Below are 21,798 nucleotides of genomic sequence, written 5' to 3'. Positions count from 1 at the left end.
CATGGGAAACACGGGCGTCATCGACAATTTCCTCGGCGTATTCACGCGCTACATCGACAGCGGGTTCGGGCTGTTGTCTGGCGAAGTCGCCTTCATCGCTACCACCCTGATCGTGATCGACGTGACGCTCGCCGCGCTGTTTTGGGCATGGGGCGCAGATGACGACATCATCGCGCGGCTGGTGAAGAAGACCCTGTTCGTGGGCGTCTTCGCCTACATCATCGGCAATTGGAACAACCTCGCCCGGATCGTCTTCGAGAGCTTCGCCGGCCTTGGCCTCATGGCGTCGGGCACCGGCTTTTCTGTCACCGATCTGATGCGGCCGGGCCGCGTAGCGCAGACCGGCCTCGACGCCGGCCGTCCGCTGCTCGATTCCATTTCCGACCTGATGGGCTGGATCGCCTTCTTCGAAAATTTCATCCAGATCGCGTGCCTGCTGTTCGCATGGGCGTTGGTTGTGTTGGCCTTCTTCATCCTCGCCATCCAGCTTTTCGTTACCCTGATCGAGTTCAAACTGACGACGCTCGCCGGCTTCGTGCTGATCCCGTTCGGCCTGTTCGGCAAGACCGCGTTCATGGCCGAGAAGGTCTTGGGCAACGTGGTGTCGTCCGGCATCAAGGTTCTGGTGCTGGCCGTCATCATTGGCATTGGCTCGACGCTGTTCTCGCAATTCACCGCAGGCTTCGGAGGCGCGACGCCGACTATCGACGACGCTATGGCGATTGTGCTGGCAGCCCTGTCGCTGCTCGGCCTCGGCATCTTCGGTCCCGGTATCGCGAACGGCATCGTAAGCGGTGGGCCGCAACTCGGCGCAGGCGCGGCCGTGGGAACCGGCCTTGCAGTCGGCGGCGCGGCTATCGCTGCCGGTGGCGCGACCATGCTCGCCGCCAAGGGCGGTGCCGCCGCTCTGTCCGGTGGGGCCGCGGCCGTTCGCGGCGGTGCGGCCACCGCGGGCGCGGCGACCTCCGCCTATAGCGTCGGCTCGCTCGGCCAGTCCGGCGCGGCCGGTGTCGCCTCCGGCCTCGGCGGCGTCGCGCGTGCCGCAGGATCGGCAGCCATCTCGCCCCTGAAACGCGCCGCCGCGAAAGCAACCGAGAGTGTCAAATCCAGCTTCTCCGCTGGCGCAAAGGCCGGGTTTGGCGTGACGGGCGGCAGCTCCACCATGGGCACGGTCGGCGGCTCAAGCGCCGCCCCGGCCGGCAGCCCTCCCGCTTGGGCGCAGCAGATGCGGCGCTCGCAGGCCATGAACCACGGCACCACCATGGCCGCCCATGCGGTGGGCTCCGGCGACAGCCACGGCTCCGGTTCCTCCGTCAACCTTTCCGAAAGTGACCGCTCATGAGCATCTTCAAACGACCAGCAACCCATTACGGCAAGACGCCGGAACCCGAGACGCCCTATCAGCGCGCCGCGCAAGTCTGGGACGAGCGCATCGGCTCGGCCCGCGTGCAGGCGCGGAACTGGCGGCTCATGGCCTTCGGTTCCCTGATCCTTTCGGCGGGCTTCGCCTCGGCGCTGGTCTGGCAGTCCGCACGGGGGACCGTGGTGCCTTGGGTGGTGCAGGTCGATAATCTCGGACAGGCGCAAACCGTCGCGCCCGCCAACGCCGACTATCGCCCGACCGACCCGCAGATCGCTTTCCATCTCGGCCGTTTCATCGAGCAGGTGCGTGCGATCCCGGCCGATGCGATCATTGTCCGCCAGAACTGGCTTCGCGCCTATGAGTGGACCACGGATCGCGGCGCGGCGGCGCTCAACGATTACGCCCGCGCCAATGATCCTTTCGCCAAGGTCGGCCGCCAGCAGGTCGCCGTCGAGGTGTCGAGCGTCATCCGGGCATCTCCCAACAGCTTCCGCGTGGCGTGGACGGAAAGGCACTTCGAGAACGGCCAGCTTTCCACCACGGAACGATGGACGGCCATCCTCACCATCGTCATCCAGCCGCCGCGCGACGCCGAGCGCCTGCGCGCCAACCCGTTGGGAATCTACGTCAATGCAATTTCGTGGTCGCGGGAGATGAGCCAATGAGGACGATCACCCGCACCCCGGCAATCGGGGCCGTGCTGCTTTCGGCCACCATGCTCGCGGGCTGCGCGACCAACCGGACGCCGCAATTTAGCTACGACGCCAGCGTGCCGCCGCTGCCGACCGTGCAGGCGGCGGCAACCGACAACACGCCCCGGCCGCTGCATGTGCCCCCGGCATGGACCGTCGCACGCGGCGGCACGGCTTCCGGCACACCGACCGGCCGCGTCGAGAACGCAAACGCAGCCGCCCGCGTCGAGCCGCGCCGCGAAGGCTACTACAACGCCATCCAGATTTATCCGTGGTCGGAAGGCGCGCTCTATCAGGTCTATGCCGCAGTCGGACAGATCACGACCATTGCGCTGGAGCCGGGCGAGAGTCTGACAGGCGCGGGGCCGATCGCGGCCGGGGACACCGCCCGCTGGATCATTGGCGACACCGAGAGCGGCAGCGGTGCGAACCGCCGTGTCCATATCCTCGTGAAGCCGACACGGCCGGACATTTCCACCAACCTTGTCGTCACCACCGACCGACGCACCTACATGATCGAACTGCGCGCGCGGGAATCGCTCTACATGCCGGCCGTGGCATGGGCCTATCCCGCACCGCCTGCCGGCCAGCGCCAGACCGTTCCGGCCGCGCCGGTCATCCCGGCCGAGGCAGCGCGGAACTATCGCTACGGTTTGACCGGCGACAGCCCGCCATGGCGGCCGGTTTCCGTCTTCGACGATGGCCGGCGCGTCTATGTCGTTTTCCCGCGCGGCATCGTGCAGGGCGAAATGCCGCCGATCTTCGTGCTCGGCTCCGATGGCGAGCCGCAGATCGTCAACAACCGGGTCCACCAGAACGTCCTGATCGTTGACCGGCTGTTCGGCGCAGCCGAGTTGCGCCTTGGCAGCGGTAACCGCCAGCAGGTCGTCAGGATCGTCCGCATCAACCCTACGCAGGCCGCAGCGGAGCCGGCCAGCGCGACCACGGGAGGATCGTCCTCATGAGCGATACCGATACCGCAGCGCCCATGCGCTTGCGCGCCGAAACGCCCAGCGTCACCCGCCTGTCCCGCAAGATGCTGGCAGGCGTCGGAGCCGTCGCACTTCTCGGCATCGGCGGCGCGCTGATCTATGCGCTCCAGACCCGCGATGCAGGACCGGGAGGTGACGAACTCTATTCGACCGAGAACCGCCCCACAGCGGACGGCCTGTCCGGTCTGCCACGCGACTATACCGGCCCTGTCCTGGGGCCGGCGCTGCCCGGCGACCTCGGCCGTCCGATCCTCGACGCGCAGAACCGGGGACAGCCCGTCGCGCCGCCTACGATGACGACACCCGCCGTCGATCCCGACGAACAGCGCCGTCTCGCCGAGGAAGAAGCCGCGCGCTTGAGCAACGTCTTTTTCCAGTCCAGCCCGCGCACGGGAGCGCCGGCAGGGACGGCCATGCCCAGCCCTTCCGGGCTTGGCCTTGGTGGACAGCCCGCGACACAGGACCGACACGCGGCGTTTCTCAACGGCCCGGTGGACCGGCAGACCGTCGCCCCGGATCGTGTCACGCCCCCGGCATCGCCCTTCATCCTACAAGCCGGGGCCGTGATCCCGGCCGCGCTCATCACCGGCATCCGTTCCGACCTTCCGGGCCAGATCACCGCACAGGTGACGGAAAACGTCTATGACAGCCCGACCGGCTCGCTGCTCCTGATCCCGCAGGGCACCCGCATTATCGGCCAATACGATGATGGCGTGACCTTCGGCCAGCGCCGCGTGTTGCTGGTGTGGAACCGCCTGATCCTGCCGGGCGGCCGTTCCATCGTCCTTGAGCGCCTGCCGGGCGCGGATGCCAGCGGTTACGCCGGCCTTGAGGATGGCGTCGATTATCACTGGTGGGATCTGATGAAGGCCGCAGGGCTGTCCACGCTGCTCGCGGTCGGCACGGAGCTGGCGACGAGCGACGAGGACCGGCTGATCCGCGCCATCCGCGATGGTGCGCAGGATACCGTCAATCAGGCCGGCCAGCAGATCGTCCAGCGCCAGTTGCAGGTTGCCCCCACGCTGACCATCCGGCCCGGCTTCCCGGTCAGGATCATCGTCACCCGCGACCTTGTGTTCGAGCCGGCAGGAGGCTGACCATGACCAGGCTGAAACTCGGCCCGCTGCCCGACGACAAGCCCGTGAAGGTCATGCTGGAGCTGCCCGCAACCCTCAACCGCGATCTGATCGCCTATGCCGAGGTGCTGGCGCGCGAGACGGGCCAGCCCGTCGCCGATCCCGTCAGGCTCATCGTGCCCATGCTGGAGCGGTTCATCGCCACGGATCGCGGGTTCGCCAAGGCACGGCGAGCCGTCGCCCGACGGCGTTAGGATCGTGGCGAGCGAATCAACATCACAGAATTGGCAATCGAACGAAACAACACGAGGGTTAAAGATTATTCGGTTGCAGCTCCGGCGACGAGAGCTCACCTGCCGATTAAAACTAGACATTTCGAAGCTTCTGTGTAGCGTATTTTTAACCAGATTCTCCCCAATTTACAGACGCCCAAAAAGAAATGATATCTTCGTCGAAAAGACAGTCGCAATAGATAATCAAACTTTCCTCAGATCAATTACCGCTCCTACTCTTAACATATTTTCTCAGAATTTCCCGCAACTCTTCCTCGCCTAAAGTCTCGCGCTCCAACAGCAGTCTCGACGATTTCTCAAGGATTTCGCGGCGTTCCTGAAGCAGCGCTACGGTACGCCCAAACGTTTCCTCGACGATACGTTTGACCTCTTCGTCTACGGCCGCCGCGGTCTCGTCGGAATAGTCGCGCTCCTGCGGCCCGTAATAGGGCTGGTCCGTGATCAGGAACGAGCGGCGGTCCTTCTCCAGCGCCACATGGCCCAGCCGTTCGGTCATGCCGTAGCGCGTGACCATGGCGCGGGCAATGTCGGTGACCTTGACGAGGTCGTCGGCCGCGCCGGTGGAAAGATGCTCGAAGACGATCCACTCGGCGGCGCGGCCGCCGAGCAGCACCGCCATCTTGTTCGCAAGCTCCTGGCGCGTCATCAGGAAGCGGTCCTCGGTCGGACGCTGGATGGTGTAGCCGAGCGCGCCGATGCCGCGCGGGATGATCGACACCTTGTGCACGGGATCGACGCCCGGCAGCGCCATGGCGACGAGCGCATGGCCCATCTCGTGATAGGCGACGATCTCGCGCTCCCTGGGGTTGAGCAGGCGGTTGCGCTTCTCCAGCCCGGCGATGATGCGCTCGATGGCGTTGTTGAAATCCTCCATCGTCACCGCGTCGGCCTTGCGGCGGGTGGCGAGCAGAGTCGCCTCGTTGACGAGGTTGGCGAGGTCCGCGCCGGTGAAGCCGGGCGTCAGCGCCGCGATCTGCTCCGGCGACACGTCCGGCGCGAGCTTTGCCTTCTTCATGTGGACATGCAGGATGGCGATGCGGCCCTGCTTGTCCGGCCGGTCGACCAGGACCTGCCGGTCGAAGCGCCCGGCGCGCAGCAGCGCCGGGTCGAGGATCTCCGGCCGGTTGGTGGCGGCGAGCAGCACCAGCCCGCTCGACGGGTCGAAGCCGTCGAGCTCGACCAGAAGCTGGTTGAGCGTCTGCTCCTTCTCGTCGTGGCCGCCGGCCATCGGACCGATGCCGCGGGCGCGGCCGAGCGCGTCGAGCTCGTCGATGAAGATGATGGCCGGCGCCTTGGCGCGCGCCTGCTCGAACAGGTCGCGAACGCGCGCGGCGCCGACGCCGACGAACATCTCGACGAATTCGGAGCCGGAGATGGAGAAGAAGGGCACGCCCGCCTCGCCGGCCACCGCTCTCGCGAGCAGCGTCTTGCCGGTGCCGGGCGGGCCGACTAGAAGCACGCCCTTGGGCATTCGCCCGCCGAGCCGGCCGTACTCCTCCGGGTCCTTCAGGAAATCGACGATCTCCTGCAACTCGGCCTTGGCCTCGTCGACGCCGGCGACGTCGGCGAAGGTCACGCCGGTGTCCGTCTGCACATAGACCTTGGCCTTGGACTTGCCGATCTGCATCAGGCCGCCGCCCATGCCGCCGCCCATTCGCCTCAAGATGAACATCCACAACCCGACGAACAGCGCGACGGGAACGACCCACGACAGGAGGTCGCGCAGGAAGGTGCTCTCGACCTGGCCGGTGACGACGACGTCGTGCTGCTGGAGATCGCGCGCCAGATCGGGCTCGACGCGGGTGGTGATGAACATCGGCCGGCCGTCCACCGGTTCGGTGAAGCGACCCTGGATGAAGCGGTCGGAGACGGCGACCTCGGCGATGCGCCCCTGCGTAAGATAGGTCTGGAACTCGCTGTAGGGAATTTGCGCGACTTGCGTCGCCGCCGCGAAGAGGTACTGGAAGACCATCAGGCCGAGAAAGGCCGCGATCCAGTACCAGATATTGAACTGCGTCTTCTTGTCCATTCTCTATCGCCATGCATCTGCGTGGGGCACGCCGCCCCTACCGACATCACTTTAGCCAGACCACCCTGTCCTCGTTTGAGGCAGATCAACGTGAAAGGGCCCGGCAGAGCGGGCCCCTCGGTCAGGCCGTTGAGAACGGTTTGTCGGAGCCTTTCCAAAGGCTGTAGCCCGCAGCAGCAGCCACGATCAGGCCGACGACGACATGGGAGATCGTCGCGCTGCTGTTGGTCGAGAATGGCAACACCCATGGCGCCGCGACCGACCAGACGCCTAATGCCGTGTTAACCCACTGTTGCCATTCGCTGAACGCGAACAGCGCAATGCATGCAACAACGGCGATCGCCGCTCCTACAAGCCATGCGTTCCAGGCCGCAGTCGTTAGAGCCGCATAACCCAGAATCCATGGCGTTATGGCCAGTCCGAGGCCGGCGGCAATATTCACAACATCAAAGGCAGAGCGGTTTTCGAATGTCTTCAGCATCGTTTTCCTCCTTTCCGGTTTGATGCGTCGTCAATGAGCGGTCCGCCTGTCGGGCGGAACGCAGGTGCCGGTGTCACGAGATGGGAAGCCGGCACCCAACTGCTGATGTGGGGCGCGCAGACGCCCCACAGGCTGCTGTCCGATACGGAACGGAGCAAGCTCCGCATCGGTGAAAGCACCCGCAGCAATCTCATGCAGCGCAAGATCCTGCGTTGTCATTCCTTCCAGCGCCAGTCGAGGCTCATCGCCCCGCCTCAGCGCTCTACAACGCATGGCCCCTGCGAGAGCCAGCCCGAACCTGTTAGGCAGAACCTTTTGTGCATCGATCGTGACAAATGGATCCATGGAATCACCTCATGCTGCTTCGAGATGCCCCGGACCATCCGTCTGGGCATCCACGCCTCTTTCGAGAGCGAGCAGCGCCTGCTCAACCTCATCAAGGCGCGAGGGGCGGCCGTTCTCAGGCATGCCCTCGTTGGTGGCCTGATCGATCAGGAATTCGGTCCAGGCCCAGTTCATCAGGATCGACCGCCTCGCATCAAGGGGGAGCCGGTTGTCAGTCACGACATCCATCGGCGAAGCCCAGCCGCCATCCCCATCATTGCGATTGGCGTCATTCGACATGGCCCGACGGTACTTGTCCGAAAGCCCGGCGAGGCCAAGCTTGCCGAGCGTCGCATCGGAGAATGTGTTTCGCTTTTCTCCAGACTTATCCATGGTAATCCTAGCCTTATCCTTTGGTACGTCCACGACATAGCAAAGACCCTGCCGCTGCGCGTAACGGATCGCAGACGCCAGCGTCGGGAACTTAAGCTCGACCTGCTTCAGTGTGTCCCGGCTGCCGGTGTAGCCCATGAGCGGTTCGATAAAAGACGGGCTGCGCGCCTCGAACACGAGCTTCCATTGATCGCGCGACGGAGCACTGGTAGTCGCCGAGCGAGATGGGCGGTAGATCCTGGCCACGGCATCGCTGGGGAATAAGGAGCGTCCTATTGACAGCATCGTGCGACGATTGTCGTTGGCTCCCGGCACGGCCCGGTCGACAGGACCATCTGCCATTGATGTCCTTCTTGCAGCAATGTTCATGGTTCTTCCTCCGTGATCGGTGAAGGTCGGCGCCGACGGGCGCAACGAACCCGCCGGCGTAGAAACCGTCGTCAGCTCTTGATCGCTATGCGTTTTACCTGCGACTGTGCCTTTTCGGTCTTGGGAAGGATGAGGTTGAGCACGCCATTCTTGAACCTGGCGTCGATCTTGTCCTCGACGATTTCCCTTCCAACCGGGATACGGCGCTCGAAACGGCCGTAGAAGCGTTCCGAGAACTGCTTGTCCTTGTCCTCGGTCTCAGATCGCTTTTCGCCTCTTAGCGTCAGCACACCGTCATCCAGAACCAGTTCGATGTCCTTTTCCTCCAGACCTGGCACTTCTGCGGTTATGCGGATCTCCTTTTCAGTCTCGGAGATTTCGACGCTTGGCCACCCCCGTCCGAAGGAAGCCAGAGAGTCAAAAGCTGGCAGGTTTCGATCAAACGAGCGAAAGACATCATCGAACAGGCGATTGACTTCCCGGTGCAGCGACAGGAACGGATTGCGGTCCTCTTCACGATAGACAGCGGGAGCCTGATTGCTGCTCGTGTCACGGCCCCAGGGGATCAGGTCACGTACGTTCATGGTTACTCTCCTTCTGTTCTGAACAATTGGACACAGCTTCGCTGATGGCGCCGGACGCGTGGCCCGGCGCTGGCGATACGTAAACTGACAAAAGCGTCAGGCTGCGATCTGCTCGTTGGTCTGCGAAGGGGCTTCAATCTGCATCGTCTTCTCCTGCGACGAGATCGCAATCCGACGAGGCTTCATCTCCTCCGGGATCTCACGCCGAAGATCGATTGTCAGGAGGCCGTTGACGAGAGTCGCGCCTTCAACTCGCACGTGGTCGGCGAGCTGGAAGCGACGCTGGAACGAGCGTCCGGCAATGCCGCGATGCAGATACTGCGCATTCTCGTCGGTGGCTTTGCTACCCGCCACGAGAAGCATGTTCTGCTCCTGCGTGATGGAAAGCTCGTCTTCGCTGAAGCCGGCCACCGCCATGGTGATGCGGTAGTCGTCTTCGTCAGTCTTTGCGATGTCATAGGGAGGCCAATTGTCGATGCTCTCGACGCGGCTGGCTGCCTCCAGCGCATTGACCAGACGGTCGAAGCCGATGCTCGACCGGAACAGGGGAGAAAAATCGAAAGTGGTTCTCATAGCCACATCCTCCTTGAAGCAACATGGGTACAAGATTGTCCGGCTTTTTTAACCGGCGCCGCCCCGTAGTGGCAGCGGCGCACAATCGATCTGGTTTCGTCATCTCTGAGTTTCAAGAGGGTGACGGCAGAAAATTTCTACAGCTATTTCAGGCTGTTGGAATTTGAGAACAACTACACCATGTGATGAGTTGGTTGGTAATATGAATGGAGGCCTGCCATGACCTATGACGACATCGTTTCAGTGCTCGGCTCCATAGACGACGATCTGGCGGCGGGGCTTATCGCAACCGGGGCGAGTGTTGATGAACTGCGAGAAGCGTGGAACTGGCTTAACAATGACGAGGCGCTGATGGGCGAAGGGCGACCGCTCCCGGACACACGCGTCAGCCAACTCATCGATCTGCTTGAACCTGATGATGACGGCGTTGACTGAGATACGGATGGAGGGTTGAAGAGGCCCGTCGGTATGCCCAGATCACAAGAGATCGTACAGAACGATCAGTTACTTGCTCTTAAAAGACGATCAGAAAACAAGGAGGAAGTGATGTCTGATGTCGTGTTCCAAGAACCCGTAATTCTGCGCATGCCAAAAACTGGCCTCCGAAAGGTGGCGACAGGTTTTGAAGCACTGGAATGCCTTGAGCGCGAATGGCCGGACTGGGCACGTGGACGTCGTTGGCGGAATGCCATTGCTGCCTGTCGGGACGCACTCGATGGATGGCGCTCTGCGAAGGAGGCGCGCCGGAGCTTCATGAAGGCTGCAATGCGAGCGGGCCTCGTTCAGGGAGCACGACGCACGCGAGTTCGGGGTACTCTCGGTAGCTATCAGGGAATTCCCGCCGGGCTTCAGTGAACGGATATGATCCCGTCGACGGCTTTCCATTCTGATGGCTGGATCAGACGGTGGTGGGCGACGCGCACGGAGTGCAGCGCGCCCTCCAGCGTCTCGGTCCAGTAGTCCAGAAAGCCGCGCAGTTCGGGAAATTTCGGGGCGAGGTCGTAATCCTGCCAGACATAGACCTGCAACAGGCTCGGGTGATCCGGCAGGTGATAGTGGATTTCGGCTGTGGTCAGGCCGTAGCCTTCCATCTGCATCCGGAATTCACGACTGACGATCGCTGGCATATGTCTCTCCTTTGTCGTTTCATGCGTGAAGACGATGGTGATGGTCTGCGGATCCGCATACGGCATCGTCCGCCCCGATGTCGTCGCGATCAAGTCGCCGCAGCGCATCCATGATGACATCGAATGGGATGGGGCTTTCTGCGCCCGGCGGCTGGCGCAGTGCGGGCATCGATTCGACCGCGCATGCGTCGGATGCCCATGACGAGAGAATGGCGCGCTTTTCGCTGCGTTCGAGCGTGTCGTCGCGCAGCACATCCTCGGGATGCCTGTAGTGGCGCGCCGGCGACAGGAGCCGGTCGAGCGCAATGTCTTCGGCTCGTGGCGCGAGAGAGGGAATGATCGTCGAAAAATCGGCTCGGCGCATCGCTGTCCTCCTTCCGTTTTCAGCCGTTCCAAAAACTCCGTTTCGATCAGGACTCCGGACCGCACCTCCCGGCACGGCACAGAAGGAAGTTCGGCCAATCGAGCGAATTTTTCAAGTGCCCGGATGCTCGATGGTGTCAATTTCGGCTGCGATTACATCGCACTAGCAGTGAATGGCTGCGAGTGCCAAAAATTTTGCATTCCCCTCTTGAAATCGAAAATCGCCAAAACCAGATCGATACGCGCGTGACGCCGACAAGGGTTGCGCGGCCCCGCTCCGGTTCTCACCGGGCCGGAGCGGAGGGACCTCTCAAAATCTGTTTGTCCTTGAGGAGAACGATATGACGTTCCGTCCATTGCATGACCGTATCCTGGTTCGCCGCATCGAAGCCGACGAGAAAACCGCAGGCGGCATCATCATTCCCGATACCGCCAGGGAAAAGCCGAGCGAAGGCGAAGTGATCGCGGTCGGCCCCGGTGCCCGCGACGAAAGCGGCAAGCTGGTCGAGCTCGACGTGAAGGTCGGCGACCGCATTCTGTTCGGCAAGTGGTCCGGCACCGAGATCAGGCTCGACGGCGAAGACCTGCTCATCATGAAGGAAAGCGACGTGATGGGCGTGATCGAGCAGCCCACCACGCTGAAGAAGGCCGCCTGACGGATTCTTCGACCATCAACCAGTCCCAGCAACCAGTCAACGAAAGCTGCCTATTGAAGGAGTGATCCAATGGCTGCCAAGGAAGTCAAGTTCAACACCGAAGCACGCGAGAAGATGCTGCGCGGCGTCGATATTCTCGCCAATGCGGTGAAGGTGACGCTCGGGCCGAAGGGCCGCAACGTCGTCATCGACAAGTCGTTCGGCGCCCCGCGCATCACCAAGGATGGCGTCTCGGTCGCGAAGGAGATCGAGCTTGAGGACAAGTTCGAGAACATGGGCGCCCAGATGGTGCGCGAGGTGGCGAGTAAGACCAACGACCTCGCCGGCGACGGCACAACCACCGCGACCGTTCTGGCGCAGGCGATCGTCAAGGAAGGCGCGAAGGCCGTCGCCTCCGGCATGAACCCGATGGATTTGAAGCGCGGCATCGACAAGGCGGTGGATGCGGTTGTCGCCGAACTCAAGGCCAATGCGCGCAAGATCTCCAGGAACGACGAGATCGCACAGGTCGGCACGATCTCGGCCAATGGCGATTCTGAGATCGGCCGCTTCCTCGCCGAAGCCATGCAGAAGGTCGGCAATGAGGGCGTGATCACTGTCGAGGAGGCCAAGACGGCCGAGACCGAACTCGAAGTGGTCGAGGGCATGCAGTTCGACCGTGGCTACCTCTCCCCCTACTTCATCACCAACCAGGACAAGATGCGGGTCGAGTTCGAGGATCCCTATGTCCTGATTCACGAGAAGAAGCTGTCCAACCTTCAGGCGATGCTTCCCGTGCTTGAAGCGGTCGTCCAGTCCGGCAAGCCGCTGGTCATCATCGCCGAGGATGTCGAGGGCGAGGCGCTGGCCACGCTCGTCGTCAACCGTCTGCGCGGTGGCTTGAAGGTCGCCGCCGTCAAGGCGCCGGGCTTCGGCGATCGCCGCAAGGCCATGCTGGAGGACATCGCCATCCTCACCGGCGGCACCGCCATCAGCGAGGATCTCGGCATCAAGCTGGAGAATGTCACGCTGGAGATGCTCGGCCGCGCCAAGAAGGTCGTCATCGAAAAGGAGAACACCACCATCGTCGATGGCGCTGGTTCAAAAGCCGAGATCGAAGGCCGCGTGAAGCAGATCAAGGCGCAGATCGAGGAGACGACCTCCGATTACGACCGCGAGAAGCTTCAGGAGCGCCTTGCTAAGCTCGCCGGCGGCGTCGCGGTGATCCGCGTCGGCGGTGCGACCGAGGTCGAGGTCAAGGAGAAGAAGGACCGCGTCGACGACGCTCTGCACGCGACCCGCGCGGCGGTCGAGGAAGGCATTCTGCCCGGTGGCGGCGTGGCGCTGCTGCGTGTGCAGAAGGCGCTGGACAACGTTCAGGTGGACAACACCGACCAGAAGCACGGAGTCGAGATCGTGCGCCGCGCCATCGAGGCGCCGGTTCGCCAGATCGCCGAGAATGCCGGCGCGGAAGGTTCGATCATCGTCGGCAAGCTGCGGGAGAAGCCCGATTTTGCTTACGGGTGGAACGCCCAGACCGACGAGTATGGCGATCTCTTCGCACAGGGGGTCATAGACCCGGCCAAGGTGGTGCGTACTGCCTTGCAGGACGCGGCGTCCGTCGCCGGCCTGCTGGTCACCACCGAGGCGATGATCGCAGAGAAGCCGAAGAAGGAAGCAGCCCCGGCGATGCCCGCCGGCGGCATGGACTTCTGACCATCTCGCGCTGAAAGTGACCGCTCCCGTATCGGGAGCGGTCAGGAGCAAAGCATAGATCGGAGACTGACATGAGGCTCATGCCAGACTTTGACCATGTACCTGTACCGCATCATCCGCCGTCCGAGTTCCTGTCGCACGATGCGGAGGCGCGGACGGCATTGGCCCCGCTGATCGAAACCCTGCTCGACAGGCTCGTGATGGCTGGATGGGATCGGCGCACGGCGGCCTCCGCGCTGATGTTCCATGCGGCGGGGCAGGTGTCGGCCCTCTCGCGAGTCGGCCGGCCGCAATGATCCAGGAACCTCGCCTCCGGGCGGGGTTCATTTCCACTCGAACCAGATGCGCGAAGGACGGCGCCGGAAGATCTCTTCCGGCGCGACGGCATCGCCGCATCCAACACGAAGGAACCATATCGGGAGATCGACAATGTTCATCGGCCTGCCTCGCGCCCCGCAGATTGCCGCCATCCTTGTCACGTGCCTTACATTGTCATTTTCCGGTGGCGCCGTGCAGCCCGCTGCCGCACAGGATGTGGCATCCGGCGGGCATGTCGAGCGTTCGTTGCCTGACGTGCTGGAGGAGATCACGCCGGCGGTCGTCAACATCGCCGTCACATCGCGCGCGCCTGCCGAAACCAACCCGCTCTTCAACGACCCCTATTTCCGGCGCTTCTTCGACCTGCCGCAGATGCCGCAGCAAAGGCCCCGCATGAGCGCCGGATCCGGCGTCATCGTCGACGCGGACAAGGGTTACATTCTCACCAACCACCATGTCGTCGACGGCGCGAGCGAGATCGCGGTGACGCTGAAGGATCGCCGCCGCTTCACTGCCGAACTGGTCGGCAGCGACAAGGCGACCGACATCGCTTTGCTCAGGGTCGATGCGTCAAACCTGACCGCCCTGCGGCTGGGCGATCCGTCGCGTCTGCGCGTCGGCGACAGCGTGGTCGCCATCGGCAATCCGTTCGGGCTCGGCCAGACCGTTACCTCCGGCATCGTCAGCGCGCTGAGCCGTAGTGGGCTGAACGTCGAAGGCTATGAAGACTTCATCCAGACCGACGCCTCGATCAATCCCGGCAATTCGGGCGGCGCGCTGGTGACGGCGGATGGCCAGCTTGTCGGCATCAACACCGCGATCATCGCACCGGCCGGCGGCAATGTCGGCATCGGCTTTGCCGTCCCCATCGACATGGCGTCGGCGGTGATGACGCAGCTAATCGAGCATGGCGAGGTCCGGCGCGGACGCATCGGCGTCTCGATCCAGGACCTCACGCCCGACCTTGCCGAGGCTCTTGGCATCGATGCCAGCTTTGGCGCGGTCGTCGCCAGCGTCGAGGACGGCTCGCCCGCCGAGCAGGCAGGCATTCAGGCGGGCGACATCATCGTCGCCGTCGACGGACGCGAAATCTCTGGTTCGGCCGATCTGCGCAACCGCATCGGCCTGTCGCCCGCGGGCTCGCGGGTGGAGATCGTCTATCTGCGTGATGGCGTCCGGCAGACCGTCGCCATGACGGTGAATGGAGAATCGGGTCCCTCTCGCGCCTCCACGAGCGCCATACCCGACCGTCTGGCCGGCGCTGAATTCCAGGATGCATCCGGCAACGTGCTGGTCGCCAACGTGGCTCCGGGCAGTCCCGCCGCACAGGCCGGTCTGCGCACCGGCGACGTCATCGTCGCCGTCAACCGCCGACCGGTCGGGACCGTGGCCGAACTGACGCGGCTGCTCGGCGAAACACGCGGCACCATCGCGCTCGATCTCTTCCGCGGAGGGGCGCGGCTCCTGCTCGTCGTTCGTTAGGGCGTGCCTTCCGCTTTGCTGACTGTTCGTTGTGAATACGGGAGAACATGATGAGGACATTCACCACAACATTGATGGCAGCCGCGCTCGGCGCAACGTTGATGGCGCCGCTGCCGCTTGGCGCACAGGAAACCCCTGACGCGCAGCAATCCGCCGAACTCAGCGGCTTCTGGCTGACGACGTCCTGGCCAGAGATGACCATCAAGCCGGGCGAAACGCAGTCGGTTTCGCTGTCGCTGCGCAATGAAAAGCTGCCGCCCCAGCGTGCCACGATTGAAGTGTCCGGCGTGCCCGAGGGCTGGGAGTGGTCGCTGAAGGGCGGCGGCCGCGAGGTGACGGCAGCGATCGTCTCGCCGGATTCGACCGAGCGGCTGACGCTCGAACTCACCCCTCCGGAAGACGCTTTCACCGACGGCGAACACGCCATCGAGGTCCGCGCCCGCACCGCAGCAGAGACGGTGACCCTGCCGCTTGTGGTGCGCCTGTCGGAAACCGAGGAGGCCGCCTCCGGCCTTTCGCTTGAGCCGGAATTGCCTGCGTTACGCGGCACCGCGCGCTCGACCTTCTCCTTCAAGATCAAGGTGAAGAACGAAGGCGCGGAAGACGGGCTGTTCAATCTGACAGCCAGCGTGCCGGCCGGCTTCCAGACACGCTTCAAGAAGGGTTATGGCTCGGAAGAGATCACCGGCCTGCCCATCGCCGCCGGCGCGATCGAGACGGTCACGATGGAGGTGATCCCATCGCGTGGGGTCGCAGCCGGGCGCTATGAAGCCGGGTTCGAGGTTTCCGGCGAAGGGCTTTCCGGAACCACGCAGCTCAGCCTCGACGTAACGGGCGAACCGCAAGTCGCCATCGTCGGCCCGCAGGAGCGCCTGTCTGGCGAGGCGGTGGCCGGCAGAGAGTCGAGCTTCACCTTCACCCTCGTCAACACCGGAACTGCTCCCGCGACCGATCTGGAGCTTTCCGCCACGCCGCCCTCCGGCTGGACGGTCGCGTTCGAGCCGCGGGACGTTGCCCAGATCGCGCCGAACTCCACCGGCGAGGTCAATGTAAAAATCACCCCATCCGAACAGGCGATCGCCGGCGATTACATGGTGTCGGTGCGGGCCTCCAACGACACCGTCTCCGAAAGCGTGCAGTTCCGCGTCACGGTCAGGACCTCGACGATGTGGGGCGCTGCAGGGCTTGGCGTGATCGCCGTCGCCGCGCTGGTGCTGGGCGGCGCAGTAATGAGGTACGGGCGGCGATGAGCACGGTCGTTCTCGAAGCGAAGGGCCTCGCCAAGCGCTATGGCGACGCGGTGGCCGTGGCCGGCGTCGACCTCTCCGTCAACCAGGGTGAGGTGATCGGCCTGCTCGGTCCCAACGGCGCGGGCAAGACCACGACGATCCTGATGCTGCTCGGCCTCACGGAAGCGAGCGAGGGAAGCGTCAGTATCCTGGGCAAGGACCCGCTGCGCCGGCCGCTGGAGGTCAAGCGCGAGGTCGGCTACCTGCCGGACTCGGTCGGCTTCTACGACACGATGACCGGCAGGGAGAACCTCGCCTATACGGCGAAGCTCGCTGGCATGTCGCGCGAACTGGCGAAGGAGCGCATCGCGGCAGCACTCGAGAAGGTGCGGCTCAGCGCCCCCGCCGACCGTCCGGTCGCCACCTATTCGCGGGGCATGCGCCAACGCCTCGGCATTGCCGAACTGCTGATGCGCGACTGCAGGATAGCGATCCTCGACGAGCCGACCTCGGGCCTCGATCCGCAATCGACGCAGGAGCTGCTCGACCTCATTCTCGATCTGTCGCGCGGCGGCATGACTATTCTGCTGTCCTCGCACATGCTCGACGTGGTGCAGTCGATCTGCAGCCGCGTGGCGCTGTTCAATAAGGGCCGCATCGGCTTCTTCGGCACGATCGAGGAACTGGCCGCGAGGATCGGGCGCGGTTCCTTCGTCATCGATGTTGAGGCGGATGGGATCGACCTCGGCCAACTCGCGAGCAAGACCGACGGCGTGACATCGGTTGCATCCGCCTCCCACGGCCTCTGGCAGGTCGAGGCGACGCGCGATGTGCGGTCCGATCTCGCAAAACTCGTGGTCGAGGCCGGCGGCAGGCTGAAGAACCTCGACCTGCGCCGCGCCCGCCTCGACGAAGCCTACAACCGTTACTTCAGGGAGGTTGCCAATGCAGCGTGAAGGATCTCCGTTCAGGGGTGTGGGCACGGTGGCGCTCAAGGAAGCGGCCGACCACATGACGAGCGCCCGAATGCATCTCATCATGCTGCTGGTTCTGCTCACGGCCATCGGAGCGGTCTACGGCGCCATCGACCGCATCCGCGACACGACGGCGCAAGACGCCTATCTGTTCCTCAAGCTGTTCACGGTGGCGCGCGAGCCGTTGCCGTCTTTCGCTGCATTTCTCGGCTTCCTGCTGCCGCTGGTGGCTATCGCGCTCGGATTTGATGCCATCAACGGCGAGTTCAACCGGCGCACCATGAGCCGGCTGCTTGCCCAGCCGATCTATCGCGACGCCGTGCTGTTCGGAAAATTCCTCGGCGGCCTGCTGGTCATCGCCATCGCCCTCCTGACACTGTGGCTGATGATGGTCGGGCTTGGCATGCTCTTCCTCGGCCTGCCGCCTTCCGGCGCGGATATCGTGCGCGGCGTGTTCTGGCTTGCCGCGACGCTCGCCTATGCCGGCGTCTGGCTCGCGCTCGCAATCGCATTCTCGACCGTAATCCGCTCGCCCGCCACCTCGGCATTGGCCGCGCTCTCCGTCTGGCTGGTGCTCACCGTGTTCTGGGGCATGATCGCGCCGCTGGTCGCGGGGATCGTCGCGCCGATCGACCCGTTCGATCCGATGAGCGTGCTCAACCGCTTCGAGTGGCAGCAGGCGATCGCCCGCATCTCGCCGCAGACGCTCTATGGCGAGGTCACGGGGCTGTTACTGGACCCTGCCGCGCGCTCCGTCGGGCCGCTGTTCATGCACCAGATGCAGGGCGCGGTGATCGGCGCACCGCTGCCGACCATGCAGAGCTTGCTGATCGTCTGGCCGCAGATCTCCGGCCTGATCGCCGCGATGCTGGTCCTGTTCACGCTCGCCTATGTCGTGTTCCAGCGGCAGGAGGTGCGGGCATGATGGCCGCGGGCCTGAGCCATTGAACGCCATCCTCCGCTGGACGCAAGCTGATCTGGCGGAGGAGTTCTGCATTTTCCGTCGGGCAGGCAAGCGACTGGCTGGAGGCGCGAACCCATGTGGCTGTCGCTATCGCCAGATTGCGGGATACTCCCGCCCGTCGTTGCCCAGCCTTTCGCTCAAGTTGTAGATATACGATTAGCTGCCCCGACACCAAAATATTGTAACAAGCGGCAGGTTCTAACTCATTTAGGAGAATGATGGTGGCTTTCCCATCGAGAGGTGTTCTGAAGAAGTCCGCCATCGTGACCATCATATGTGCCGCGATTTCGATATCCGTCTCTACGGGGATCCGTTTCTACCTGGGTGTCCAGTCGGACACGATCACGATCATGGTACGGCTCATCTTGCCGTTCATCATCGCGTTTCCGATTGCTATCATGCTCTTTGCCAAAATCGAGAAACTTGAGAAAGCCTACCGCAACCTGCTGAAAGAAGCGAGAGAACTTGCAAAATGCGCCAGCACCGACCCGTTGACGGGCCTTCTCAACAGACGCAGTTTCGAGAGACAATTCAATCTTGCAATGGCCCATCGCGCGGGCGGCAAGTTCATCATTGCCGACATGGACTACCTGAAAGCGATAAACGACGAACATGGGCATCTTGTAGGAGATGACGCTATCATCTCGTTCGCGCAGGCATTGGAACTGGTGCTAGGTGATGAGTGCCTCATCGCGCGGATCGGTGGTGACGAGTTTTGCGCCTATCTGCCAAAGGCTGACGCAAACACTGTCAATCAACTGGTGACACAGGTCGGATCCGCCGCCCGAAACGAATTCCTCCGTAAAACAGGGCTGGACTATCCGCTTTCATTCTCCGTTGGGATGCAGAAATGCCATCCGAAGCTTACGTTCCGGGAAATGATCTCCCGCGCCGACAGCGAGCTTTACGCTAAAAAGCGTAGCCGTCCTGCTCCCACGGCTATCGATAAGGCGGCTTGAGTCGACCAAAGATAAAGTCAGCGGCGGGTGCGCGCTTGGCCACGAGCTGATCCTGCTAAAACCATCCTGCCCATGATAGAATGTCCTGCCGCTACGGCTTGTAGGCTTCGTCAAGCCAAGGCATCCAATCGACTGCTCCGTCAGAATCGTGCCGAACGGATCGCCCGTTAAAGAACCGAAGCCGCGCTGCCGCTAGAATACCGCTTCCCCTTGTTCGCGAACGTTGATGAACGCCATTTTTTCTAACGCATAGCGTAACAGAGGGGTGCCGTTCGCGCATCCTTCTACATGCGGCACGCTACAGGCCGCCGTCTCCCCTCCATGGTTCGCCTGGTTCCGAGACTTGAGCTCTTCGGAAGCATCCAGAATCAGGAGGATACCATGTGCGCAGAGCACCGCCGCGTCCAAAGAGGCAGCCTAAGACAGCCAGCCCATGGAACTCTCCCCGACGATCTCTACGACTATGAAGACGATCCCACGCCGCGCATCAGCCCGCCTCGCGGCAGTCCGTCCCATGTTTTCGCTGTCGAAAGGCTCCCCGTCATCGACGACTGGCCGGAGGACGTGCCGATCACCGAGGCCGAGATTAAGGTCTTCGAGCGTTGGTTCGGCGATGTGTTCGACGAGATGTTCGGCCCGATCGATCTGCCCGATGACTTAAGAAGGTTATCGTATTATGATAACGAAAAGCCTTAACCGGATCATCGGGCGATGCCATGTCAACATTGAAGGTCGGTATTGCCGACCCAGAGGAAATGAGAGCGAGAACCATGCGGATCGCCAAGGGCGAGGAAAGGCCCACGCCCGGCGAGCCAACAGTGTGGTTTGCTTCGACCATGTCATTCGCGAAGCTCCTCTCACCAGCCAATTGCGAGTTGCTCCGCCTAATTCGTGAACAGGAGCCGGATTCGCTGGAGGAACTGGCACAGATCACGGGGCGCGCGAAATCCAACCTGTCCCGAACACTCAAAACCATGGCGGCCTGTGGCCTTGTCCGGATGGAGAAAGGCAAGGGGCTCAGGCTGGTGCCCAGGCTCATCCATGACCGGGTAGAGCTGGTCCTGCCATTGGTCAAACGCCGCAAGAAAGGAACCCGCAAATGAATGCTAAATCGCCAACCATTGCCGTGCGGGCCGCTCTCTATCTGCGCGTCTCGACCACGCGGCAGGCCGAACACGATGTTTCCATTCCCGACCAAAAGCGGCAGGGCGAAGCCTGGTGTGAGGCGCGCGGCTTTCAGCTCGTCGAGACCTTCGTTGAGCCCGGCGCCTCGGCGACCAATGATCGGCGGCCTGAGTTCCAGCGCATGATCGAAGCGAGCACGTCCAAGCCTGCGCCCTTTGACGTAGTCGTGGTCCATTCGTTCAGCCGGTTCTTCCGCGATCACTTCGAGCTGGAGTTTTACGTCAGGAAACTCGCCAAGAATGGCATCAAGCTGGTCTCCATCACTCAGGAAATGGGCGATGATCCCATGCACGTCATGATGCGGCAGATCATGGCGCTGTTCGATGAATATCAATCCAAGGAAAACGCCAAGCACGTCACCCGCGCCTTGAAGGAAAATGCCCGTCAGGGCTTCTGGAACGGTTCGCTTCCGCCGATCGGCTATCGGGTCGTGGATGCCGAGCAGCGCGGCGCCAAGACCAAGAAAAAGCTGGAGATCGACCCGTTGCATGCCGACACGATCCGCTTGATCTACCGGCTCGCGCTGGAAGGCGTTGGCGATAGTGGCCAGATGGGCGTGAAGGCCATCGTCAAATATCTTAACGCCAAGGGTATCTTCACCCGTGATGGGGGCCGTTGGGGCATCGGTCAGGTTCACCGCGTTCTGACGCGCCGCACCTATGTCGGTGAACACGAGTGGGGAAAGCGCAGCAAGCATACCGATGCGCGCTCACCGGGGGAGATCGTCATCGTGTCTGTTCCGGCGATCATCGAGCGCGAAACGTTCGATCAGGTTCAGGCGCTGCTACAGGCGCGCAACCCCAAGACCGATCTGCCAGCTCGCGTGGTCATCGGGCCGACCTTGCTGACCGGCATCTGCTATTGCGGCAATTGCGGGGGAGCCATGACCATCCGCACCGGAAAAAGCGGCCGCTACCGCTACTATGCCTGCTCCATAAAGGCCCGGCAGGGCGAAACGGGTTGTAAGGGGCGAGCGATCCCGATGGACAAGCTCGACACCATGGTCGTCAACCACATCGAAGATCGGCTGCTTGATCCAGAACGGCTTGAGGACCTCCTTGGCAGTGTTCTCGGCCGCCGCTCTGAACAGGCTGAGCGGCGAAAACAACACATTGATGAGCTGGAACGACGGGCTACAGAATCGGAACTGCGACTGAAGAGGCTATACGATGCTATCGAGGCAGGTGTAGCCGATCTGGAAGATCCGGCGCTGAAGGAGCGGATCGTTGGTCTCAAGGTTATCCGCGACCAGGCTCGTGTGGATGCCGACCGCGCACAAGCGATGCTCGATAGTCCCGGTCACTCTGCCATCAGCCCCGAGATGATACGTCGCTTTTCGAAAGTTGCCCGCGATCTTATCCGCAACCGTGAGGGCGGCTATCGGCGGGATCACCTGCGGGCGCTGGCGCAACGAGTTGAGGTCGCTGACGATGCCGTTCGCATCATGGGATCGAAGACGGAACTGCTGAGAACGCTTTTTACGGAGAACGTGCGGCCACCGGCGGCGATTGGCGTGCCCAGAAGCGGACCGAAGTGGCGGAGAAGGAGGGATTCGAACCCCCGATGGGCTTGCACCCATGCCGCATTTCGAGTGCGGTGCATTCAACCACTCTGCCACTTCTCCGCAAGTGTGGTCGGCCGTTGCCAGCGGCGCACTAGATAACGGCAGTCGCGTTC

22 protein-coding genes, 1 tRNA gene and 1 pseudogene are annotated in these 21,798 nt (G+C 62.8%); 16 read left to right on the top strand and 8 right to left on the bottom strand.

Going from position 1 to position 21,798, the window contains the following annotated elements; translation table 11 throughout:
• The first annotated feature begins 1 nt into the window (after position 1).
• The 5 genes from trbL to HNR59_RS00600 are packed head-to-tail and all read left to right on the top strand — an operon-like array spanning position 2 to position 4,377.
• Positions 2-1,342 carry a P-type conjugative transfer protein TrbL gene (trbL, locus tag HNR59_RS00620; protein ID WP_183824476.1) on the top strand — a complete coding sequence of 447 codons (1,341 nt, stop codon included), beginning with the start codon at positions 2-4 and terminating at the stop codon, positions 1,340-1,342.
• Positions 1,339-2,028, top strand: a complete 690-nt coding sequence (gene trbF / locus HNR59_RS00615; RefSeq protein WP_183824473.1) for a conjugal transfer protein TrbF — start codon at positions 1,339-1,341, stop codon at positions 2,026-2,028. Before trbL ends, trbF begins: the two co-directional genes overlap by 4 nt.
• Entirely contained in the window at positions 2,025-3,020 is a 996-nt protein-coding gene (trbG, locus tag HNR59_RS00610) for a P-type conjugative transfer protein TrbG (protein ID WP_183824470.1), read from the top strand. Before trbF ends, trbG begins: the two co-directional genes overlap by 4 nt.
• Positions 3,017-4,144 (top strand): TraB/TrbI/VirB10 family type IV secretion system protein, encoded by a 1,128-nt coding sequence (locus HNR59_RS00605; RefSeq protein WP_183824467.1) that lies wholly within the window; start codon positions 3,017-3,019, stop codon positions 4,142-4,144. The genes trbG and HNR59_RS00605 overlap by 4 nt, the downstream gene beginning before the upstream one ends.
• A 2-nt stretch (positions 4,145-4,146) precedes the next feature.
• The gene (locus HNR59_RS00600) at positions 4,147-4,377 is read left to right on the top strand and encodes a DUF2274 domain-containing protein (protein ID WP_183824464.1); all 231 of its coding nucleotides are present in this window, start codon (positions 4,147-4,149) and stop codon (positions 4,375-4,377) included.
• A 238-nt stretch (positions 4,378-4,615) separates the two neighbouring features.
• On the opposite strand, the gene ftsH is transcribed toward HNR59_RS00600, so the two are convergent.
• The 5 genes from ftsH to HNR59_RS00570 form a co-directional block, all read right to left on the bottom strand.
• Entirely contained in the window at positions 4,616-6,445 is a 1,830-nt protein-coding gene (gene ftsH / locus HNR59_RS00595; RefSeq protein WP_035029023.1) for an ATP-dependent zinc metalloprotease FtsH, read from the bottom strand.
• A 121-nt stretch (positions 6,446-6,566) separates the two neighbouring features.
• Positions 6,567-6,926, bottom strand: a complete 360-nt coding sequence (locus tag HNR59_RS00590) for an SPW repeat protein (protein WP_183824461.1) — start codon at positions 6,924-6,926, stop codon at positions 6,567-6,569.
• Positions 6,927-7,280: 354 nt separating this feature from the next.
• A complete protein-coding gene (locus tag HNR59_RS00580; RefSeq protein WP_051520657.1) occupies positions 7,281-7,985 on the bottom strand; it encodes an NADH dehydrogenase ubiquinone Fe-S protein 4 in 705 nt (234 codons plus the stop codon).
• A gap of 98 nt (positions 7,986-8,083) precedes the next feature.
• Positions 8,084-8,596, bottom strand: coding sequence for an Hsp20/alpha crystallin family protein (locus HNR59_RS00575; RefSeq protein ID WP_035029032.1), 513 nt, complete (start codon positions 8,594-8,596; stop codon positions 8,084-8,086).
• 96 nt (positions 8,597-8,692) lie between these two features.
• Positions 8,693-9,169 carry an Hsp20 family protein gene (locus HNR59_RS00570; protein WP_035029034.1) on the bottom strand — a complete coding sequence of 159 codons (477 nt, stop codon included), beginning with the start codon at positions 9,167-9,169 and terminating at the stop codon, positions 8,693-8,695.
• Between the two features lie 219 nt (positions 9,170-9,388).
• Between HNR59_RS00570 and HNR59_RS00565 the strand changes: the two genes are divergently transcribed.
• Both HNR59_RS00565 and HNR59_RS00560 read left to right on the top strand, forming a co-directional pair.
• Entirely contained in the window at positions 9,389-9,604 is a 216-nt protein-coding gene (locus HNR59_RS00565; RefSeq protein WP_035029037.1) for a hypothetical protein, read from the top strand.
• 33 nt (positions 9,605-9,637) lie between these two features.
• Positions 9,638-10,024 carry a DUF982 domain-containing protein gene (locus HNR59_RS00560; RefSeq protein ID WP_338149057.1) on the top strand — a complete coding sequence of 129 codons (387 nt, stop codon included), beginning with the start codon at positions 9,638-9,640 and terminating at the stop codon, positions 10,022-10,024.
• Here the strand turns inward: HNR59_RS00560 and HNR59_RS00555 are convergent.
• Together HNR59_RS00555 and HNR59_RS00550 are read right to left on the bottom strand one after the other, a co-directional pair.
• Positions 10,018-10,296 (bottom strand): usg protein, encoded by a 279-nt coding sequence (locus HNR59_RS00555; RefSeq protein ID WP_109708007.1) that lies wholly within the window; start codon positions 10,294-10,296, stop codon positions 10,018-10,020. The two genes, HNR59_RS00560 and HNR59_RS00555, sit on opposite strands and share 7 nt — an antisense overlap.
• Positions 10,297-10,315: 19 nt before the next feature.
• Positions 10,316-10,660, bottom strand: a complete 345-nt coding sequence (locus tag HNR59_RS00550) for a hypothetical protein (protein ID WP_183824455.1) — start codon at positions 10,658-10,660, stop codon at positions 10,316-10,318.
• A 340-nt stretch (positions 10,661-11,000) separates the two neighbouring features.
• On the opposite strand from HNR59_RS00550, the gene HNR59_RS00545 reads away from it, so the two are divergent.
• From HNR59_RS00545 to HNR59_RS21015, 9 genes and pseudogenes are all read left to right on the top strand, one after another.
• Positions 11,001-11,315 (top strand): co-chaperone GroES, encoded by a 315-nt coding sequence (locus tag HNR59_RS00545; RefSeq protein WP_035029042.1) that lies wholly within the window; start codon positions 11,001-11,003, stop codon positions 11,313-11,315.
• Between the two features lie 69 nt (positions 11,316-11,384).
• Positions 11,385-13,010 carry a chaperonin GroEL gene (groL, locus tag HNR59_RS00540; protein WP_183824452.1) on the top strand — a complete coding sequence of 542 codons (1,626 nt, stop codon included), beginning with the start codon at positions 11,385-11,387 and terminating at the stop codon, positions 13,008-13,010.
• A gap of 71 nt (positions 13,011-13,081) precedes the next feature.
• Entirely contained in the window at positions 13,082-13,306 is a 225-nt protein-coding gene (locus tag HNR59_RS00535) for a hypothetical protein (protein ID WP_035029048.1), read from the top strand.
• A 133-nt stretch (positions 13,307-13,439) separates the two neighbouring features.
• Positions 13,440-14,810 (top strand): DegQ family serine endoprotease, encoded by a 1,371-nt coding sequence (locus HNR59_RS00530; RefSeq protein WP_035029051.1) that lies wholly within the window; start codon positions 13,440-13,442, stop codon positions 14,808-14,810.
• Between the two features lie 50 nt (positions 14,811-14,860).
• Positions 14,861-16,060, top strand: a complete 1,200-nt coding sequence (locus HNR59_RS00525; RefSeq protein WP_035029054.1) for a COG1470 family protein — start codon at positions 14,861-14,863, stop codon at positions 16,058-16,060.
• Positions 16,057-16,995 carry an ABC transporter ATP-binding protein gene (locus HNR59_RS00520; RefSeq protein WP_183824449.1) on the top strand — a complete coding sequence of 313 codons (939 nt, stop codon included), beginning with the start codon at positions 16,057-16,059 and terminating at the stop codon, positions 16,993-16,995. The genes HNR59_RS00525 and HNR59_RS00520 overlap by 4 nt, the downstream gene beginning before the upstream one ends.
• Positions 16,985-17,938 (top strand): ABC transporter permease, encoded by a 954-nt coding sequence (locus tag HNR59_RS00515; protein WP_009452092.1) that lies wholly within the window; start codon positions 16,985-16,987, stop codon positions 17,936-17,938. Before HNR59_RS00520 ends, HNR59_RS00515 begins: the two co-directional genes overlap by 11 nt.
• A 260-nt stretch (positions 17,939-18,198) precedes the next feature.
• On the top strand, positions 18,199-18,936 hold the full coding sequence (locus tag HNR59_RS00510; RefSeq protein WP_338149058.1) for a GGDEF domain-containing protein: 738 nt from the start codon (positions 18,199-18,201) through the stop codon (positions 18,934-18,936).
• Between the two features lie 1,099 nt (positions 18,937-20,035).
• Positions 20,036-21,685: pseudogene (locus HNR59_RS21015) on the top strand (recombinase family protein); the annotation flags it as partial.
• Here the strand turns inward: HNR59_RS21015 and HNR59_RS00490 are convergent.
• A tRNA-Ser gene (locus tag HNR59_RS00490) sits at positions 21,656-21,745 on the bottom strand. The pseudogene HNR59_RS21015 and the gene HNR59_RS00490 overlap by 30 nt on opposite strands.
• Positions 21,746-21,798: the final 53 nt, after the last annotated feature.

This window comes from Aquamicrobium lusatiense (genome assembly GCF_014201615.1).
Taxonomy (GTDB): domain Bacteria; phylum Pseudomonadota; class Alphaproteobacteria; order Rhizobiales; family Rhizobiaceae; genus Mesorhizobium; species Mesorhizobium lusatiense.
Note: the sequence above shows the minus strand (reverse complement) of the source record. Positions and strands in the feature narration are given on the sequence as shown.

Bases quoted from the DNA above. Each gene is read 5' to 3' on its own strand.
- trbL (WP_183824476.1), top strand. From the start codon at position 2: ATGGGAAACACGGGCGTCATCGACAATTTCCTCGGCGTATTCACGCGC.
- trbF (WP_183824473.1), top strand. From the start codon at position 1,339: ATGAGCATCTTCAAACGACCAGCAACCCATTACGGCAAGACGCCGGAA.
- trbG (WP_183824470.1), top strand. From the start codon at position 2,025: ATGAGGACGATCACCCGCACCCCGGCAATCGGGGCCGTGCTGCTTTCG.
- HNR59_RS00605 (WP_183824467.1), top strand. From the start codon at position 3,017: ATGAGCGATACCGATACCGCAGCGCCCATGCGCTTGCGCGCCGAAACG.
- HNR59_RS00600 (WP_183824464.1), top strand. From the start codon at position 4,147: ATGACCAGGCTGAAACTCGGCCCGCTGCCCGACGACAAGCCCGTGAAG.
- ftsH (WP_035029023.1), bottom strand. From the start codon at position 6,445: ATGGACAAGAAGACGCAGTTCAATATCTGGTACTGGATCGCGGCCTTT.
- HNR59_RS00590 (WP_183824461.1), bottom strand. From the start codon at position 6,926: ATGCTGAAGACATTCGAAAACCGCTCTGCCTTTGATGTTGTGAATATT.
- HNR59_RS00580 (WP_051520657.1), bottom strand. From the start codon at position 7,985: ATGGCAGATGGTCCTGTCGACCGGGCCGTGCCGGGAGCCAACGACAAT.
- HNR59_RS00575 (WP_035029032.1), bottom strand. From the start codon at position 8,596: ATGAACGTACGTGACCTGATCCCCTGGGGCCGTGACACGAGCAGCAAT.
- HNR59_RS00570 (WP_035029034.1), bottom strand. From the start codon at position 9,169: ATGAGAACCACTTTCGATTTTTCTCCCCTGTTCCGGTCGAGCATCGGC.
- HNR59_RS00565 (WP_035029037.1), top strand. From the start codon at position 9,389: ATGACCTATGACGACATCGTTTCAGTGCTCGGCTCCATAGACGACGAT.
- HNR59_RS00560 (WP_338149057.1), top strand. From the start codon at position 9,638: ATGCCCAGATCACAAGAGATCGTACAGAACGATCAGTTACTTGCTCTT.
- HNR59_RS00555 (WP_109708007.1), bottom strand. From the start codon at position 10,296: ATGCCAGCGATCGTCAGTCGTGAATTCCGGATGCAGATGGAAGGCTAC.
- HNR59_RS00550 (WP_183824455.1), bottom strand. From the start codon at position 10,660: ATGCGCCGAGCCGATTTTTCGACGATCATTCCCTCTCTCGCGCCACGA.
- HNR59_RS00545 (WP_035029042.1), top strand. From the start codon at position 11,001: ATGACGTTCCGTCCATTGCATGACCGTATCCTGGTTCGCCGCATCGAA.
- groL (WP_183824452.1), top strand. From the start codon at position 11,385: ATGGCTGCCAAGGAAGTCAAGTTCAACACCGAAGCACGCGAGAAGATG.
- HNR59_RS00535 (WP_035029048.1), top strand. From the start codon at position 13,082: ATGAGGCTCATGCCAGACTTTGACCATGTACCTGTACCGCATCATCCG.
- HNR59_RS00530 (WP_035029051.1), top strand. From the start codon at position 13,440: ATGTTCATCGGCCTGCCTCGCGCCCCGCAGATTGCCGCCATCCTTGTC.
- HNR59_RS00525 (WP_035029054.1), top strand. From the start codon at position 14,861: ATGAGGACATTCACCACAACATTGATGGCAGCCGCGCTCGGCGCAACG.
- HNR59_RS00520 (WP_183824449.1), top strand. From the start codon at position 16,057: ATGAGCACGGTCGTTCTCGAAGCGAAGGGCCTCGCCAAGCGCTATGGC.
- HNR59_RS00515 (WP_009452092.1), top strand. From the start codon at position 16,985: ATGCAGCGTGAAGGATCTCCGTTCAGGGGTGTGGGCACGGTGGCGCTC.